Below are 17,405 nucleotides of genomic sequence, written 5' to 3' on the forward strand. Positions count from 1 at the left end.
AAACAGACACACTCCTTGCTAATATCATTTAGCAGAGAGTGTGTCTGTTTGTTTTACATTTACGCTTCTGTTCATACATGTTTTGATCCGCTTGATTATATAAATTCGTGAAATCTATTAAACGCTCTTCCCAAGCTACCCCGACAGCGGCTGAGACGTGATTCACTTCAAATTTGTTTCTAACTAGAGCCGTCAAATTCAGTAACTCATCTTGTTGCATGTTGTCCGTTAACAAAACGAATTCGTCGCCACCAATACGATAAACATCTGTGCTTAACTCCTGCAAAAGGAATCCCACTTTTTGAAGTAACAAATCACCAGCTGAATGACCTTGGTTATCATTAATTTTCTTCAAGTCGTTCAAGTCAATCACAATCAGTCCTATTGCTTTTTGAGAGAGACAATCAAGCGCTTCGTTAAAAGCGCGTCGATTTAAAACCCCAGTGAGTTCATCATGACGGCTCTCATATTCCAACTCCTCGCGTTTCATTACAGCAGCTTCCACATTCCGAATGATTCCTTGTACAGCTACAATCTCACCATTTTTATAAATCGGGGTCGTGTATTCTTCAAAGCTCAAGTAACGACCATCATTCGTACGCCAACGTTGAGAGATAGGCTCATCATAACTCATATTTCCTGATACTTTATTCATGAGAAGTTGATAATCATCTGGGTGAATACGACGAAAACAATCATCTGGATTTTCATAGTTTTTCGCTACAACACCTTCACCTAAATACAAATCAAGGGAAGGACTTATGTAACGAAAACGAAACGTCGGTTTGACTTCAAATATGTAGATGACATCTTTAACGTGGTTAGCAAAATGTGTAAACGCTCCGTCCACCTCTTTACGTGATTGAAGTATTTTCTGCGCAACGAGTACCAAAATCAATCCAACTAATAAACCTGACCAAAATTGTTCCATGTTTTCCCCGCTCCCCATCTGAACATACTATTCTATCGTATCACGTTAGCAAAACGACGCCTGTACCTTTTCCATTATTTAGGTTAATGTTTAAACATAAAGTTTACTGATTGATAAGTGTAAACTTGAAAATTAGAAGTTGGAGGTCAACCATGAGTCCTGACTGGTCACCTTATAAAGTCTCATCTACTTTTTCTGGATCGGCGCTCGTCATGCGACAGAACGACATCCTGTTCGAACTTCAACAAGGCTACGCGAATCGGGCCGAACAAATCGAAAATCAAACGTCGACCCGCTTCGGCATCGCTTCGGGCTGTAAGCTGTTCACAGCGATCGCCATCTGCCAGCTCGTCGAACAGGGAAAATTGGCGTTTACGTCGACACTCTGTGAGAGTTTGGCCATCGACTTCCCCCGATTTGACCCTGGTGTGACAGTCGAACAGTTGCTCACCCACACGTCCGGCATCCCCGACTATTTCGACGAGTCTGTCATGGACGACTTTGAGGAATTGTGGCGACAGCGTCCGATGTATCATATCAGGCAGCTACGTGACTTTCTCCCAATGTTCCAGCACGAGCCGATGCGACAAGCCGGCGGTGCGTTTCAATACAATAACGCCGGCTATATTGTGCTCGGCCTTATCGTCGAACAAGCGAGTGGGTTGACCTTCACGGACTATATCGAACGATTCGTGTTTAAACCGGCCGACATGACCGATTCTGGGTACTTCTCCCTCGATGCTTTACCGAGGAACACGGCGCTAGGGTATATCGACAGCGCGGACGGCTCGTGGCGGACGAACCACTATTCGATTCCCGTCAAAGGCGGCGCGGACGGCGGCGCATTCGTGACGACACAAGATATGGCCAAACTTTGGAGAAACCTGCTCGGTCATCGCCTGCTTGGGGAGGAGATGACATCACGGCTCTTCACGCCTCACGTGCCAGTGAACGAAACAGGCGGACATTATGGATACGGCCTTTGGATTCAACTGGATGCGAATCGACACGTGTTCAAATATCATGCCATGGGCTATGATCCCGGCGTCAGTTTTCATTCTGCTTACTACCCGGCCACAGACATCATCTCGGTCGTCTGTTCGAACAAATCGGACGGTGCGTTCGACCTCATGAAATCCATTGAAATGAAAGTAGGTGAAGCTTGATGGTCATTCGCCCTTATGAAGAAGCCGATTTTGAACAGATTCAAGCGTTAAATGAAGCGGAAGGTTGGAGTCAACTTGTCCGACAACACGAATTGACGAAACAGGCGTGGCGGCAATCGAACGTCGCCTATGTCGTCGAGTCAGAAGGACAGGTGATCGCCTACTTGCGTGGATTGACCGACACGACCGTGAGCCTGTACGTGTGCGAACTGCTCATCGCGGCCTCGCACCGTCGCCTCGGGATTGGCGAGCGGTTGTTATCACACGTCCATGCGCTCTACCCTGAGACGCGCCTTGAGATGCTCGCGAGTGCTTCATCCCACACGTATTACGAAAAACTGAACTTCCGTCCGTTTTACCGGTACCGGAAGACAATTCACGAATAGGAGGAGCTGTCATGAAACTAGCCATCGTGACCGGTGCGTCGCGCGGTCTCGGCCGTGCCATCGCCGAGGAACTATTGAAGCGGGATTACGAGGTCGTCAATTTTTCACGAACGCGGGCGACCGCTGCCTCGTTTCGTCACGTCAAGGTCGACTTAGCTGATCCAACAAGCACGCTGGCCGCGCTCGAACAGATGAAGCCGCTCATCGAAACGGCGACGTCCTTACTCGTCGTGCAAAACGCGGCCTTGATTGAGCCGATTCACCGCGCTGGCCAACTGGATGACGTGCAGCTCATCGCCCACGTCCAAGCCAACCTGCTCGCCCCGATGCTCTTGACAAACGCGGTGCTCGCATACGACCTGCCCGTCTCGCTCATCCATGTGACCTCTGGGGCCGCCAAGCGCCCCATCTCGGGCTGGAGTGCCTATTGTGCGACGAAAGCCGGTCTCGATCATTTCACCGAGACGGTCGCACTTGAGTTGACTGATACGGATGATAAGGTCGCCTTGTTCAATCCAGGCGTCATGGACACCGCGATGCAAGCAACCATTCGTACCTCGTCAGAAGACGCGTTCCGTGACGTGGAACAGTTCCGTTCCTACGTGACGGAGGGCCGATTGCGCACCCCTGAGACGGTCGCCCGCATCTTGGCGGAACACTTGCTAGACAAGCCGTTCGAGAATGGCAAGACGTATTCGGTGTATGACCTAGACTGATTTTTAACCTGGTATAAAATTCAGTCACCCTTTTTAGGCTCAACCGCCTACACTAGAGACAGATGAAATGAGAAAGGGTGACTAAGTCATGAAGACGATTGCAGGAGGATTATTATTTTTCGGCTTGTTCAGTCTCGGATTGTCGTTCACGATGATCGGGGACACGGCGATTGTCGGAGCGATGGTGAGTGGCGTCGCCATCTTATGCAGTGTCGGACTTTGGTTCGGAGCGACAGAAGTAACGCGCATCCGTGTTGCTCTCCTCGACAGCAAAAAAACGTCTTTCCCCGAATGAGGGAAAGACGTTTTTGGATTCATCGATTGTCTTCTTCTTCGTAATCATCATCCGCATATTCCTCGAAATCATACTCTTCGAAGTCCGCTTCATCGATAAAGATGTCGCGGTCATTGACGACGTGAATCGGACCGTTGGCCACATCGATTCGAATCGTCCATGCCCATGGAATGCGCAATCGGCTATAAACGCCTGTCCAGAATTCCATCGATTCTTGCTCGTATCGCTCGAACTCTGCCAGCAACTCTTTAAAGGTTACCCCTGACAACTGAAAGTTTGAGTCTTGGATTCGCTCGAGCGCATTATGTGTCGCCTCGAGCTCCGCCGCACGGACCATCTCTTCAGCCGTAGCCATCTCAAGAATGGTACCATCCGGTGGCAGAATGTCGTATACGTTAAACAATTCGCCTTCTTCTACTTCTTCATCAAACTCATAGTCGTCGTGCCGCATGCTTCATTCCTCCTCACTCTAGTTGAATCTCTTTCATTGTACCATTCCACTCCCCGTTAGAACGAAACATTCGTGTATATATTTTGGCTGGTAGGGAATCATAACAAAGGAATAGAATACGGATCAGTGAAAGGGGCCAATTGACCATGAACGAATCATTTCAAGCACTCGTCCTCGACAAGACGGATGACCGTCTCCACGCCAAGGTGACGGACGTCAAACTCGACGCGCTTCCAAAAGAAGAAGACGGTAACGTCCTCGTCGAGGTACATTATTCGGCGCTCAACTATAAAGACGCTCTCGGGTTGACCGGGTCCGGCAAAATCGTCAGTCATTACCCGTTCATCCCCGGGTGCGAGTTCGTCGGCAAAGTCGTTGAATCCGACCATCTCGACTTCAAAGCCGGCGATGAAGTCATCGCCACCGGTTTCGGCATCGGCGAACGACATTTCGGTGGCTTCAGCCGTTACGCTCAAGTCCCTGGTAATTGGCTCATCAAACTACCGAAAGGCATGACGCTGCGAGATGCAATGACGATCGGAACGCCAGGACTTACCGCCATGTTCGCTGTCGAAGCGCTCGAACACGAGGGCATGCATCCCGGTCAAGAAGTACTCGTGACCGGTGCCTCCGGGGGAGTCGGCAGTTTTGCCATCGCTTTGCTCCACAAACTCGGCTACCACGTCATCGCCTCGACCGGCAAACAAGACCCGGCGTATTTGCGTGACCTCGGTATCGAAAACGTGATTCCTCGAAGTCAGCTTGAAGGACCAGGTCGTCCGCTCGACGAACAAAAATTTGATGCTGCCATCGACTCGGTCGGAGGCGAGACACTCGGTAACGTCCTCAGCCGAACGCGCTACGAAGGGACGGTCGTCGCATGCGGGCTTGCCGGTGGCCATGAGCTCCATACGACCGTCTATCCGTTCATCTTACGGGGCGTCCGGCTCATCGGCATCGACTCGGTCATGCAACCAATCGCACGGCGTCTGAAGGCGTGGGAACGACTAGAGGAGCTACTCGATTCGAACGTGCTCAATCATATGATTCATGAGATTCCGTTGCATGACGTCCCTCGGCAAGCCGAGGCGATGATGCGCGGTGAACTGAGCGGCCGGACCGTCGTCCGCATCCACGACTAAAATAAACAGGGCTGAATCCATCGATTCAGCCCTGTCTCTGTATTCTCCATGGTGGTGGACTTATAGAGTGAATCCGGCTGGTGCGTCTTTGACGACGACGATCACCTTGCCTTGGTCTAATTTTTTCTCAAGTTGGTCCGCTTCAGTCGATGAGAAACCGAGTTGCTCGAACTGAGCCCGAAGCTCATCGCCTTTTTTGCGGAACAAGTTTTTCGTGGCCGTCCCCAGGCCGACATCTGATGCCGATACCGTATTCGCGTCGGCGTTATCGGCCACACGGTCGGTCCGATCATCATCATGGGTGATGACATAAATGTGCTTGTCCTCAATCCCCTTCGCTTTCATCGATTGAATGGCGGTCACGACTTCTTCATCATTTGTAAACTCTTTATACAAAACTGACATGTCTGTTCTCCTCCTTCGATAGCATTACAGTAAGAGTAATTACCTTCTTTTTCAAAATTTACACATTAAAAAACGATGACAGCTGTCATCGTTTCGTTAAACGGCCGGTTCTTGACCTTTTAATTTTTTTAATTCATCGAGCAAAATGTCCGATTCATTGAACGGAATCGACTCTCGGCCGACGCGTTCGACATGATCATGTCCTTTTCCGACGACGACGATCCGTTTGCCGACGAGCGCTTGTTGCGCCGCGTGGCGCAGGGCGTCCCGTCGTTCCTCGAACGTCACGTAATGCGTGTGCGCATCGATGCCTTCGAGCAACCCGTCGATGATATGCCTCGGGTCTTCTGTCCGCACGTCATGCACCGTCACAATCAAATCGTCCGAATAGCGACTCGCAATGCGGCCCATCTCCGCCCGTTTGGTCGGATCTCGGTCTCCGGCCGCGCTCAAGACAACAACAAGCTCCTGCTCGCCTTGCTGAAGCGTCGACAGACACTTTTCAAGCCCGTCCGGTGTATGGGCGTAGTCGATATAAATCTCGGCGTCCTCTGTATCGAGTCGTTCGAGGCGCCCTTTCGGAAGCGTGAGTCCCGGCACATTGGCGATAATCGAACGCAACATCAGTTCCGACGTCGAGACGAGACCGATGGCCGCGGCCAAGTTGGCGGCATTGAATGCGCCCATGAAATGTACTGGCGCCTCAATCGTCAGGGCGTTCATTTTGACGACGACCGTCTGGTCATGCCAGATGACTTGAATTTCAGCCGGTACGTCCGCATGCGTGCTATACATGATGCGCCGACGGGTCGGAGCAAAGGCGGCCATCGTCTTACTGGCCGGGTCTTCAGCGTTCAAGATAATGGCGTCCCCGTCCGTCGTTTCGACTTGTTCGAATAATCGGGCTTTGGCCCGGGCGTACTCGTCCATTGAACGATGGTAATCCAAGTGGTCATGCGTCAAGTTCGTGAACGCCGCCGCATGAAATCGGACGCCTTCAACACGCCCTTCCATCATCGCATGCGAGGAGACTTCGACGACACAGTCGGTCACGCCGGCATCCGCCATTTCGGCCAAGATACGATGTAAGACGACGGCTTCCGGCGTCGTGTTTGGTGTTTTTAATGTTTGATCTTTATAACGTGCTCCGATTGTACTGACAATCCCGACCGGTCGGCCGGACAGACGAAATAAATCATATGTCAATGTCGCAGTCGTCGTCTTCCCGTTCGTACCCGTGACACCATAAATGCGCATCCGATGTGAGGGATGGTCATAAAAAGCACTGGCCACCACGCCGGCTGTCCACTTCGTGTCCGTAACGACAAGATTCGGCACCTCAAGATCGAGCGGGTATTCCGAGATGACAGCAACCGCGCCTTTGGAGACGGCATCCTCAGCGAATTCATGTCCGTCCACCGTATAGCCGCGGATACAGATAAATAGATTCCCTGGACTGACCTTTCTGGAATCTGTCTCAATTCCGGTCACCCATGGATCGCGTTCGATGTCATCCATCTCATTTCCTAGAATGGCGGATAAACGTTTCGTCCTCATGCTGTGTACTCCCTTTCTCATGGGTGTTGCTAGGTTCGCAAACCTTATCGTCATGGTACTCGATATTAGGCGGTAATGGAGATGACAAATATATTACTTCCCTTTTTACGAGCGATACAATCGTCCAACCAAAAAATCCTAGCCCAGAACGGGACTAGGAATGTATTTCGCTGTCGGTGAACCGAAGTCCTTGCTCATGAAGAGCAGATTCTAAAACTAGCAGCACATTCGGTCCAACCCCGTGCAGCGCCGAAACCTCTTGCTTCGTATAGGTGGCCAACTGTTCGAGCGTATCGATATTGGCGGCCTTGAGCGCCCGTTCGGCCGGTGCCGAACACTTCGGAAGTGGGATCATCCGATTCCCTTCTCTCGTTTTGAATCTCGTTCGATCGTCGGAAGACAGGCGAGGACACGGTCCATACAAAACGTCCGACGAGCCTGTTTTTTCACATCCCAGGCGACGAGTCGATCGCCTTGAAACTTCATCAGTTTGACGCGTCGCTTTGAAATGACCCCGTTTCGATCCATATACACCATTTCTACGACTCGTCCGTTTCGCATCCACCGCATGACTTCTTGCCTCATCTGATTTCCCTCCTTTGTACCTTTATTATACAGAACGTTTGTTCGTAATTACAGTTTGAAGGTGTACGTTTGAGCAATTTGCCGTATGCTAGAAGAAACAACTGTTTTGCGAAGGGGGTACGCTCGTTATGACGTACGTCATGTTGGCCGTTTTGGCCATCGTCTTATTCATCTCCATGATTTATGCCGCCAAAGCCTTACCGAATTTAAGAAATATCTTATTCAACCGCGGCAGTCTTTTTGGGACAGACAGTGAGACCGTCACTTGTCCAAACTGCAAGAAAACGTTCAAACGGTCCGGTGGGAACACACAGACATGCCCTCACTGTTATACGGCGTTTTAACCGCAAAAACACCCGACCGACCGCACATCAGCGTAACGTTGGGTGTTTTTGAATGTGCTCGACTCGGAAAGTAGCCGTTTACGTTCACCCCATAAGTGAAATAAGAAGGTTACGTCATTTGCCCGCTAGTCAAGCCACGAGACAGTCTCATTCTGAAGGAATCTACCATGTCATTCATATCCGATCACGATTTATACGCACGCATGTAAACCGCGACACTTCTGCGTTCGAGCTACTTTACGACCGCTATGAGCGTATCTTATATTCAATCGCCCTCCGCTTGACGACGCGAGCCGACTTGGCCGAGGCCGTCCTATCTGAAGTGTTCACCGAGCTTTGGAAACGTCGTCTGCCGCTCGATTTGACGAAACACCGGCTGAAAACGCATTTGTTTGAGCGGGTGGAGACCGCAGCGCTACGTCTAGTCGCCAATGCGTAAGTCCGTCTATCGTATCGCTCGGTGTAACACTTCTAAGATTCCATCCGCATACATGCCCTCGGTGACACGACCATGTTCTCGTTTGGCTTCTTCCGTCCCGTTGCCAAGTACGTAGCCGTTGCCAACATATCGCAACATTCCTAAATCGTTCCCACTGTCACCGAATGCGTAGGCGTGCTCGGTCTGAAACGGATATCGGTCGCACACGTAGTCGACAGCAGCGATTTTCCCCGCTCCTTGTGGGATGAAATCGATATCGTAGGCATCTGCCGGATCCCCGGCGAGCGGATTGCAACGACTGACGTTGACGGCGATCCCGAAGTCACCAGCACTCGAACGAATGTGCTCGAGCTCGTTCTCGCTCTCGCCGAAGTAATAATAATTGTGCATCCAAGCACTCGTCCCGAGATTTGCTTGCGGTTCAATCGCAAGCGTTCGCCCTAGCCTGTCGACGACTTGGGTGACGCGGTCTGAAAAATCATCGGGAAACCGTGACGAATAACCGGGATCAAGCTCCAGTTGTCCGGACGCCGTCACTTGATACAGCTCTGTCCCGAGACTCGCCGCGATTCGATGTGGGAAGTAACGCATCTCGGCCCGCTTCACTTTCTCCATAATCGTCTCGAGCGAACTCCCCGTCACCCACATCGTCGATAAGCGATGTGAGTACATATCGAGAAAATCTTCGAGTTGCCGCAAGTGCTCCAACTGCTTTGCGGAACAAGCATGCGGGAAGTACGTCTCGTCGAAATCAAAACAGACGAGTGTCCGACCTTCCTTTGTAAATCGTCTCATCGTCATCCTCCTTGTGTCGCCATACCCCTTCTCGTATAGTGAAAGAGAGAAAGGACGTGACATGATGAAAAATTGGTTCAGCCGCTACTATTGTCAGTATAGCGGAATCGTGATCGGGTTCGGCCTCGTCTTCGCTTTTTTGTTCGGGATACGAACGTATCCGGTCTGGCAACAATGGCTCTCGACCGGGCCCGCACTTCTCGTCACGCTCCTCATGGCGACGCTATCCAGTTACGTGACGCATCAATTGCTCAGTGCCTTGAATTTGAAACTCTTTCACCGACTCGGCGACGCGACGTCGACATGCTCCCGTTAAACACGGGACTACATAACGACCGTTCACAAAATAGTCACGTCAAACAGGCATCCATTTCACGGTTTCATCCGTTAGATCAATACAAGGGATTCCCTTATGGATAAAGGAGACAGCCATGACTGATATTGAATTGTACGAGCGCGTCAGGCAAAAAGACAAACAAGCGCTCGAGGCACTTTATGATCGCTATGAACGAATCCTGTATGCCTTTGTCATGCAGTTGACGAAAGACCGCGACCTCGCCGAAGAAGCGATGCAGGAAGTATTCATTAAGCTGTGGCGCGGTGGCGGCGTATATGATGAGACAAAAGGAAAATTCAAATCGTGGCTGTTCACGATGAGCCGTCACGTCACGATCGACTTGATTCGCAAACGAAAACCCGACCTGCAACTTGATGAGTCTTATGCGGAAGCCATCCCGTCACCGGCCCCGTCCGTCGAAACCGAGGTCGAATGGCAAGAAGAGCGAACGCAAATCGAGACGGCGATGGCCGAGCTTCCGGTCGAGCAACAACAAGTCGTCCGTCTCATGTATTTCCAAGGGCTCAGCCAACAAAAAATCGCCGATGCGTGCGGCATCCCGCTCGGTACTGTAAAAGGAAGGATTCGATTAGCGTTGAAACAGTTACGAAGGCATCTATCCCATGATTTAATCGATAAGGAGGTGGAACGATGAACGCTTGTGACCAATTGATTGATTATTTCAACCAGCATTTGACAGAAGACGAACGCATCCAGTTTGAAGCGCATCTCGCGACATGTCAAACATGTCAAGAAGAGCTCGAACAACTCGAGGCCCTCGTCGGCGGCGTCGCGTTCCTCTCTGAACCGGCTGAACCACCAAGCGGGATGAAGGCACGCATCCTCGACAACGTGTTCGCTGAAGACGAGCCAAAGCCTAAGAAAGTCGAGCCGACCCCGATCACACCGTTCACTGCTACGAAGAAGAACCAGAAGACGCCATGGGGAGCGCTCGCCCTCGCGGCCACACTCATGCTCTCCTTGATCGGGAACGGCTATCTGCTATTGAACCAAGATGACCCGAGCGGCATCGCCTTGACCGAGACGGTACCGCTCGAAGGCGAATCGGAAGGCGTCGCTTACCTGGCCGAACAGGATGGTCAGCGCCAGCTCATCGTCCAGACGAACGGACTCGCCCCCCTCGAAGCGAACGAAGTATATCAAGTTTGGCTCTTGAAGGACGGCTCACCGATTCCGACTGGTGCCTTCGTCACCGACGACAAAGGCAACGGGACGGTCATCTATCCACTCGATTCGACCGAATCGGAGACAGATTGGGATACGGTCGCTGTCACGAAAGAACCGGAACGGGGCAACACGGCGCCCGTTGGCGAGATCGTCCTCAGTGCCAGTTTATAAGAAGAGACCAGAGGACGTGACGCGCCACGCGTACGTGTCATCTGGTCTTTTTTTCCTTATGATGATAGAAAAGGAGTGGTACATATGCGTCAGCCTAAAATCGGTGTCGTCGGTCTCGGCGGCATCGCCCAGAAAGCGTACTTGCCGATCTTATCGAACAGCACATCATTCGAACTGATTGGTGCCTATTCTCCGACCGTCGCCAAACGCGACGCGATTTGTCGGGCCCATCGGATGGAGTCGTTCACAGGACTTCCCGAGCTCGCGTCTTCCGTCGATGCGGCCTTCGTTCACAGTTCGACCGAGACGCATTTCGACGTCGTCTCCTATCTGCTCGCACACGGTATCGATGTGTATGTCGATAAACCACTAGCCGCGACGATTGAACAGGCAGAACGTCTCGTCGAGCTGGCCGAGCAGACGAACCGAAAGCTCATGGTCGGCTTCAATCGCCGCTTCGCCCCGATGTATCAGCACGTGAAAGAAGCAGCCCCGTTCCACACGCTCGACTTCGTCAAGCATCGCGGGGACGAATTGCGTGGCCACGACTATCAGTTCACGTTGCTCGATGACTATTTGCATGTCGTCGACACACTCCGGTACTTCGCTGGAAGCGAGTTGCGCCTGGTCACAGGGCATTTGGAGAAGACCGAAGCGAACGGTCTCCATTTCGCACGTCACGTTTGGCGAGACGAGCACGGACTGCACACGACGTCAATGCACCGCAAGGCCGGGACGAATCACGAAGGGCTGAGCGCCATCCGGGACGGACTTCGCATGACGGTCGACGAGATGGTGACGCTTCAGCGCTTCGAGAACGGCGCCCATTCGACAAAGACGTTCGGGTCATGGGACACGCTCCTGACCCAACGCGGGTTCCAAGGAGCGATCGACCACTTCGTCTCGGCAGTGACCGAGGATACAGCTATCCTGACGGATGGGCGTGAGGCGCTCCTCACACAACAGCTAGTGACGGATTTGTTCGGCTCACACTAAAAGGAGGCGTATCAAATGGATTTCTTTTTCTACATCATGGTCATCGTCGTCGTGTCCATCGCCGCGGACAGCTTCAACAAGAGGCAAAAGGTTCGTGTCGAGGAGCTGCGGCTCAAAGTCGAACAAGAAAAGCTCGCCATCCAGCGGCTCGAGCTCGAGATGAAGCGTGACGAGGACAAACTCGATCATCACGGATTTTGAAAAGACGGTCGGCCCTTATCGGGTCGACCGTCTTCACTTATAGGATATGCTGTTCTGAGGCGAGTCTTGCGTCACTTATCCGTTTTTGCCGTCGTTCGGCGAGTGTCGACCAGGTGACCGCCGTGATGATGCAGGCGGCACCGATGAAGAAGTTGCGGTCGAGCCGTTCGTCGAGGACGAGCCAACCGAGATAACCTCCGACGAGCGGTTGGAAAAAGAAGAACAGCGAACCGACGCTCGCATCCATGAGTTCGAGTCCTTTGTTCCAAAAGAAGAACGCCCCGGCTGTCGAGATGATGCCGACGTATAACACGCTGAGCCAAAGCACCATGGTCATATTCGGAAGACCGGATGCGACCACTTCCATCCCCATGAGCGGCGTCATCAACACGAAGGCGATGCCGATGGCGAACGTCGTGATCGTCAACGACGACATCGTCGCGGAAGCGATTTTCACATAGATGGACATGAGCGCCCACGTGATGGCGGCACCGACCAAGACGAGGCTACCGATGAAATACGTTCCTTCGACGTGCCAACCGACGACGATGATGACCCCGAGCGTCGCCAAAAGGAGTGACCCGATTTTGACAGGTGTGAGCCGCTCTTTCAAGATGACTCGGGCAAAAATTACCATGAACGCCGGTGTCGCCGCCGTGACGAGCGATCCCGTATGGGCGTCGGATAGTTTCGTGCCGATGAATTGAAATGAAATCGAGGCGACATAGCCGACGACTCCGACGAGCGCGATCCACTTCCAGTCGCCCCTGGCAATCCGCTCGCGACCGAACGTCCACCACATTATAAACAGGATGACAAAAGCGACGGCGTAACGCATCCAGACGAGCGTGAACGGCTCGATATAGCCGAGCGCATACTTACTGACGACGTACATCCCGCCCCAAATGCTGGCGGCGAGCGTTAAACTGATGGCACCTAACCATTCCTTGCGCATAGCGTCCCTCCTCTCTGATGTCTAAACAATACGACATCAATCCTTGATATTCCTGTATCCCCAGTTGCCGAACCGACCGAAATCGCTTACACTTACCATAATGATAATGGAAAGGAGGGAGAAAGGTGAACTTTGTCGGACGTACGCATTGGTCAACAGAACATTTGTACATTTTGCGTGCGATTTTTCACGATGTCGCGTAACCATAGGACCCGTTTGTCCTTTTTTAGACATTGCTGAAATACGACAAAGCGCCTCTCTTTCTTGCCGAGCGCTTCTTTGCGCTCGGTTTTTTTTGATAGGCCTCTACTTGAGGAGGAACCACTCATGTTCATCGAGTTACAACATATTCAAAAACAATTTGGCGGCCACGCCGTCTTGACTGATGCCAATCTTCACGTAAACGCCGGCGAACGCATCGGGCTCGTCGGACGGAACGGGAGCGGCAAGACAACGCTCTTGCGCCTCATCGTCGGTACCGAGTCCCCAGATGAAGGAACAATCTATCGAAAACAACGGCTGACGATCGGCTATTTGGCCCAGATTCCCGCCCATCCCGGTAAGTCAGGTCGAGACGTGCTCTATACGGCGTTCGCCGAGTTAACGAGACTCGGTGACGAGATGCGACGACTCGAGGAACAGATGATTTCAAGTGACGACATCGACGCGCTGCTCGAGACGTACGGCGCCTTGCAGATGCGCTATGAAAGCGGTGGCGGGTATGCCATCGATTCGAAAGTGAGTGCGATGATCGATGGATTACGCCTCACAAGTTTCATCGACCGCCCATTCGATACACTTAGCGGTGGCGAACAGACAAAAGTCGGGCTCGCCTTGGCATTGCTTCAAGAACCAGAACTGCTCATCTTAGATGAACCGACGAACCATCTCGATTTAGAAGCGATGACTTGGCTCGAGTCGTTCCTTCGTGACAGTCCGTCCACGCTTCTCCTCGTCTCGCACGACCGTGTGTTTCTCGATGCCGTCGCCACGCGCATCGTCGAATGTGAGGATGGGGAGTTGGCTAGTTTCGATGGGAACTATAGCGCATTCGTCGCCCAAAAAGAAAAACGGTTGCTCGATCAGTTCCACGCCTACACAGAGCAACAGAAGAAAATCAAGAAGATGAAGGAAACGATTCGACAGCTAAGACAGTGGGCGAACGAAGGCAATCCACCGAACGAGAAATTTTATCGGCGTGCCAAGTCGATGGAGAAAGCGCTCGCCCGTATCGAGACGATCAAAAAACCACGACTCGAGGCCGTGCAACCGGACATCCAGTTCACAGCGAACGGGCGGACCGGACGCGATGTGTTCGAGGCGACCGACGTGACCGTCACTTACGACCGGACCGTCTTCGAACACGTCTCGTTCTACGCCGGTCATGGCGAGCGCATCGCCATCGTCGGTCCGAATGGGAGCGGCAAGTCGACCTTGTTGAAAGTATTGCTCGGTTACCTCGAACCGGCCTCGGGCACTGTGCGACGAGCAGAACGGGCCCAAATCGGATACTTGTCCCAATACATCGACTTCGATGACTCCCATCGGCTCATCGAGGCGTTCCGTGACCGCATCGCCGTCGATGAAGGAAAGGCCCGTCAACTGCTGGCCCAGTTCCTCTTCTATGGCGCGAGCGTCTTCAAACCGGTCAAAGATTTGAGCGGTGGCGAGAAGATGCGCCTCATGCTCGCCATTCTTATGCACGAGGATATCAACGTGCTCGTGTTAGACGAACCGACGAACCATCTCGATATCGAAGCGCGTGAGGCACTCGAAGACGCACTCGACCGCTTTACCGGAACGCTCGTCGCCGTCTCACACGACCGCTACTTCTTGAACAAGCTGTTCCCGGTCACCTATTGGCTTGATGGGACAGCGGCACGTTTCCCGGGAAACGTGTCGTATGTGCTCGAGAAACGGCAACATGAAATGAACACAGAGGTCGCCGTTCCTAAACCGAAACTCGTGAAACCGAAGCAAGAAACGACTCGCGACACTTCAGTTGACGAAGCTCGCCTGACCGAGCTCGAAGCATCACATCAAGCCCTCCTGTACCAAATGAATGAGACGAACGATTTAGAAGAATTAATGACGTTGCAGCAACAAGCCGATGCGCTCCAAGCAGACATCGACACGTTGTTGAACCAGTTGCTCGAATCGATGTAACCAAAAAAACGGCGTCCGCTTAGCGGCGCCGTTTTTGTTCGAACCAAGCTTGGACGAGAAAGCCCGTCACACCAAGCGCCATCAAAAAATAGGGCACGATTCGCGGGACAGCTCCCGTTTCCCCCATCATCATGAGGATTAGGCCGCTCACGAACGTCCCGAGCCAGTATATTTTCGGCATATCGTCACTCCTCTCTATTTTACCTTGTAATTTGTCAGAATTTTTCGTAAAATATTCTGAAATTCTTATCATTATATTGAAAGGAGATGCGCTCATGCCAAAACGAAACTGGGAGACGATTTTCCGAATCGCCCTCGTCGTCACGATCACGCTCGCCACTTTCCTCTACGTCCGCTATTCGACGGAGATCGAGGAACGCGAACGTGCCTTAGAGCAGCACCTTGCGACTCATTATAACATTTCGGCGGACACCTATTCGATTGACGGCACCCTTTCCTTAAGCGGTTATGTCTACGACTTGACGTTCGAAGACGAACCTGACGCCGCCTACACGTTTCAGGTCGAACAGGCCGCAGACGGCCATCGCGTGAAGTTCGAACAAGCGGATGGCAAACAGCCGGCCCGGGTCGCCACGTTCGCCCCATAAGAAAAAGCGCCACGTCTGTGGCGCTTAACGGTGAGCTTTTCTAGTAGAGCGGACTTTCACCCGACCGAGAAAGTTCCCGGCCGACCGTCCCATGCAATCAATCGATACGTGCTAGAAAATGGACGCGGTTCAGAACGTGATTTCGGAGCGTTCGTTCGTCTGAACATCAATCTGACCCTGCACAGAGACATTGCCTCCAAAACGGCCATGACTGCGTTTCGACGTAATAAGGTTGAAATCCATCTTGAACCTCATCATGCCCACCTGTTTTGAAACACCGAGCTTCCTAGACGTTTTGCCTCCCACATATCCTTTTTGTCTGCCCCTCACCTCTCGCGCGAGGTCAGGTGGACGACAGTTTGAGTCAGGAGATCACCTAGTCCGCCGGTCTTTCAACCAACCTGTCTCTCGTTTCACCGAGCCGGCCTCAGTCAAACAACGATTGAATCTTCGTTTCATCCGTTGCCCCCTTTCAGCCCGACACGTTGAATGAGGACTACACTAATACATTAACCGTTTTACGTGTCATCGAATCCCTGTTCACCATTTCTCCAAAATTTAGTCGTCGATATAATGGTCGAGCGCATAGGCGACGCCGTCTGCCTCGACATCCTTCGTGATATGGGTGCTGATGTCTTTCAATGGATCGACGGCGTTCCCCATCGCGATCCTCGTTTCCGCCACTTCGAACATCGAGATGTCGTTCAAATTATCCCCAATGGCCACGACGTCTGCCTGTGGAATTCCGTGATGTTCCGCCAACTGCGTCAACGCCATCCCTTTGCTCGCGTTCGGATGGCCGATCTCAATTTTCGTCCACCCTGCCGTCGTGATCAAAATGTCGGTCCGGGGCTCATATAGCTTCCGGAGCTCGTGCAGTTTTCGTCGGTCGAACGAATAGACGAAGACTTTGTACACTTCATCGGCCTCGAAGTCGATCTCCTCGATCGCGTCAACATATGTCAGCCCGAACTGCTCGTTTTGAATTTCAATCTCCCGCTCGCCCCATTCTCGTGTGAACGATTGGTCGTGTGGCAACACCTCATCCAACTCGCCCTTCAGTAAATCGGTACCCGAACGGAGTACTTTCACCCCGGCATTCGTATAAAATTCAACGTATGCCCCGTGTTCGTGGGCCACGTCCCACAACTCTTGCACGACGTCTTTCGGGAGCGCGTGATAATAGATGCGCTCATTCTCATAGAAGGCGATCGCCCCGTTCCCGGACAAGATCGGACAAGTCAATCCGCTCCGGCTCAGCAACTCTTCAATATCGTGAATCGATCGACCCGAAGAGATGGCGACCAAATCTCCCTCGGCTTGGCGACGCCGAATCGCGGCTTGGTTCGTTTCTGTGATGACACCCGTTCGAGACAATAACGTTCCGTCTAAATCGATGGCAATCAGTTTCATGTCCTCTTCTCCTTTCATTCGGGTCTTATAACCCAATTCCCTCAGATTGACTCTCTCCATTTCATCATCACATATACAGGCGCGAGAAGCACGTGCGAACCATGCCCGAACTGCGGTCATTCGTGTTGACACACCTTGCCCTGATTGCTACGCTTTTG

General features: G+C 52.2%; 24 protein-coding genes. 14 read left to right on the forward strand and 10 right to left on the reverse strand.

All coding sequences use genetic code 11. The features are described 5' to 3' along the window. Positions 1-28 precede the first annotated feature (28 nt). A complete protein-coding gene (locus tag DPV68_RS02670; RefSeq protein WP_198662223.1) occupies positions 29-931 on the reverse strand; it encodes a sensor domain-containing diguanylate cyclase in 903 nt (300 codons plus the stop codon). 152 nt (positions 932-1,083) lie between these two features. On the opposite strand from DPV68_RS02670, the gene DPV68_RS02675 reads away from it, so the two are divergent. From DPV68_RS02675 to DPV68_RS02690, 4 genes are all read left to right on the forward strand, one after another. Continuing rightward, complete coding sequence (locus tag DPV68_RS02675) at positions 1,084-2,097, forward strand: serine hydrolase domain-containing protein (protein ID WP_114165291.1); 1,014 nt, start codon at positions 1,084-1,086, stop codon at positions 2,095-2,097. Beyond that, the gene (locus DPV68_RS02680) at positions 2,097-2,483 is read left to right on the forward strand and encodes a GNAT family N-acetyltransferase (protein ID WP_114165292.1); all 387 of its coding nucleotides are present in this window, start codon (positions 2,097-2,099) and stop codon (positions 2,481-2,483) included. The genes DPV68_RS02675 and DPV68_RS02680 overlap by 1 nt, the downstream gene beginning before the upstream one ends. An 11-nt stretch (positions 2,484-2,494) precedes the next feature. After that, positions 2,495-3,199 (forward strand): SDR family NAD(P)-dependent oxidoreductase, encoded by a 705-nt coding sequence (locus DPV68_RS02685; RefSeq protein WP_114165293.1) that lies wholly within the window; start codon positions 2,495-2,497, stop codon positions 3,197-3,199. Positions 3,200-3,287: 88 nt separating this feature from the next. Next, the gene (locus tag DPV68_RS02690; protein ID WP_034779520.1) at positions 3,288-3,494 is read left to right on the forward strand and encodes a hypothetical protein; all 207 of its coding nucleotides are present in this window, start codon (positions 3,288-3,290) and stop codon (positions 3,492-3,494) included. 19 nt (positions 3,495-3,513) lie between these two features. Here the strand turns inward: DPV68_RS02690 and DPV68_RS02695 are convergent, their stop codons facing one another. Next, a complete protein-coding gene (locus DPV68_RS02695) occupies positions 3,514-3,945 on the reverse strand; it encodes a hypothetical protein (RefSeq protein WP_114165294.1) in 432 nt (143 codons plus the stop codon). Positions 3,946-4,091: 146 nt separating this feature from the next. Here DPV68_RS02695 and DPV68_RS02700 point away from each other — a divergent pair, with 146 nt between their 5' ends. Next, positions 4,092-5,087 carry an MDR family oxidoreductase gene (locus tag DPV68_RS02700; protein WP_114165295.1) on the forward strand — a complete coding sequence of 332 codons (996 nt, stop codon included), beginning with the start codon at positions 4,092-4,094 and terminating at the stop codon, positions 5,085-5,087. A 60-nt stretch (positions 5,088-5,147) separates the two neighbouring features. On the opposite strand, the gene DPV68_RS02705 is transcribed toward DPV68_RS02700, so the two are convergent. The 4 genes from DPV68_RS02705 to DPV68_RS02720 all read right to left on the reverse strand — a co-directional run bounded on the left by DPV68_RS02705 (position 5,148) and on the right by DPV68_RS02720 (position 7,634). Beyond that, complete coding sequence (locus DPV68_RS02705; protein WP_114165296.1) at positions 5,148-5,492, reverse strand: YflT domain-containing protein; 345 nt, start codon at positions 5,490-5,492, stop codon at positions 5,148-5,150. 96 nt (positions 5,493-5,588) lie between these two features. Next, entirely contained in the window at positions 5,589-7,049 is a 1,461-nt protein-coding gene (locus tag DPV68_RS02710) for a UDP-N-acetylmuramoyl-L-alanyl-D-glutamate--2,6-diaminopimelate ligase (RefSeq protein WP_114165297.1), read from the reverse strand. A gap of 154 nt (positions 7,050-7,203) precedes the next feature. Next, on the reverse strand, positions 7,204-7,404 hold the full coding sequence (locus DPV68_RS02715; protein ID WP_114165298.1) for a helix-hairpin-helix domain-containing protein: 201 nt from the start codon (positions 7,402-7,404) through the stop codon (positions 7,204-7,206). After that, positions 7,401-7,634 (reverse strand): hypothetical protein, encoded by a 234-nt coding sequence (locus DPV68_RS02720; protein ID WP_114165299.1) that lies wholly within the window; start codon positions 7,632-7,634, stop codon positions 7,401-7,403. Before DPV68_RS02720 ends, DPV68_RS02715 begins: the two co-directional genes overlap by 4 nt. Before the next feature lie 128 nt (positions 7,635-7,762). On the opposite strand from DPV68_RS02720, the gene DPV68_RS02725 reads away from it, so the two are divergent. Both DPV68_RS02725 and DPV68_RS02730 read left to right on the forward strand, forming a co-directional pair. Further along, entirely contained in the window at positions 7,763-7,978 is a 216-nt protein-coding gene (locus tag DPV68_RS02725; protein ID WP_232819462.1) for a hypothetical protein, read from the forward strand. Positions 7,979-8,096: 118 nt separating this feature from the next. After that, complete coding sequence (locus DPV68_RS02730) at positions 8,097-8,417, forward strand: RNA polymerase sigma factor (protein WP_157964130.1); 321 nt, start codon at positions 8,097-8,099, stop codon at positions 8,415-8,417. Between the two features lie 6 nt (positions 8,418-8,423). On the opposite strand, the gene DPV68_RS02735 is transcribed toward DPV68_RS02730, so the two are convergent. Beyond that, a complete protein-coding gene (locus DPV68_RS02735; protein ID WP_157964131.1) occupies positions 8,424-9,212 on the reverse strand; it encodes an HAD family hydrolase in 789 nt (262 codons plus the stop codon). A 64-nt stretch (positions 9,213-9,276) separates the two neighbouring features. On the opposite strand from DPV68_RS02735, the gene DPV68_RS02740 reads away from it, so the two are divergent. The 5 genes from DPV68_RS02740 (at position 9,277) to DPV68_RS02760 (ending at position 12,105) form a co-directional block, all read left to right on the forward strand. Beyond that, positions 9,277-9,528, forward strand: a complete 252-nt coding sequence (locus tag DPV68_RS02740; RefSeq protein ID WP_198662224.1) for a hypothetical protein — start codon at positions 9,277-9,279, stop codon at positions 9,526-9,528. A 115-nt stretch (positions 9,529-9,643) separates the two neighbouring features. Then, entirely contained in the window at positions 9,644-10,204 is a 561-nt protein-coding gene (locus DPV68_RS02745) for an RNA polymerase sigma factor (protein WP_114165303.1), read from the forward strand. Further along, entirely contained in the window at positions 10,201-10,908 is a 708-nt protein-coding gene (locus DPV68_RS02750; protein ID WP_114165304.1) for an anti-sigma factor, read from the forward strand. Before DPV68_RS02745 ends, DPV68_RS02750 begins: the two co-directional genes overlap by 4 nt. Positions 10,909-10,992: 84 nt before the next feature. Next, a complete protein-coding gene (locus tag DPV68_RS02755) occupies positions 10,993-11,904 on the forward strand; it encodes a Gfo/Idh/MocA family protein (RefSeq protein WP_114165305.1) in 912 nt (303 codons plus the stop codon). 15 nt (positions 11,905-11,919) lie between these two features. Beyond that, entirely contained in the window at positions 11,920-12,105 is a 186-nt protein-coding gene (locus DPV68_RS02760) for a hypothetical protein (RefSeq protein ID WP_114165306.1), read from the forward strand. Between the two features lie 37 nt (positions 12,106-12,142). On the opposite strand, the gene DPV68_RS02765 is transcribed toward DPV68_RS02760, so the two are convergent. Further along, the gene (locus DPV68_RS02765; protein WP_114165307.1) at positions 12,143-13,060 is read right to left on the reverse strand and encodes a DMT family transporter; all 918 of its coding nucleotides are present in this window, start codon (positions 13,058-13,060) and stop codon (positions 12,143-12,145) included. A gap of 327 nt (positions 13,061-13,387) precedes the next feature. On the opposite strand from DPV68_RS02765, the gene abc-f reads away from it, so the two are divergent. Then, positions 13,388-15,226 (forward strand): ribosomal protection-like ABC-F family protein, encoded by a 1,839-nt coding sequence (abc-f, locus tag DPV68_RS02770; RefSeq protein WP_114165308.1) that lies wholly within the window; start codon positions 13,388-13,390, stop codon positions 15,224-15,226. 19 nt (positions 15,227-15,245) lie between these two features. On the opposite strand, the gene DPV68_RS14940 is transcribed toward abc-f, so the two are convergent. Beyond that, complete coding sequence (locus DPV68_RS14940; protein WP_034779568.1) at positions 15,246-15,407, reverse strand: hypothetical protein; 162 nt, start codon at positions 15,405-15,407, stop codon at positions 15,246-15,248. Between the two features lie 94 nt (positions 15,408-15,501). On the opposite strand from DPV68_RS14940, the gene DPV68_RS02775 reads away from it, so the two are divergent. After that, positions 15,502-15,834, forward strand: coding sequence for a hypothetical protein (locus DPV68_RS02775; protein WP_114165309.1), 333 nt, complete (start codon positions 15,502-15,504; stop codon positions 15,832-15,834). A gap of 558 nt (positions 15,835-16,392) precedes the next feature. Here the strand turns inward: DPV68_RS02775 and DPV68_RS02780 are convergent. Next, positions 16,393-17,247 (reverse strand): HAD family hydrolase, encoded by an 855-nt coding sequence (locus tag DPV68_RS02780; RefSeq protein WP_114165310.1) that lies wholly within the window; start codon positions 17,245-17,247, stop codon positions 16,393-16,395. Positions 17,248-17,405: the final 158 nt, after the last annotated feature.

It is taken from the genome of Exiguobacterium sp. TNDT2, assembly GCF_003331145.1.
GTDB lineage: Bacteria > Bacillota > Bacilli > Exiguobacteriales > Exiguobacteriaceae > Exiguobacterium.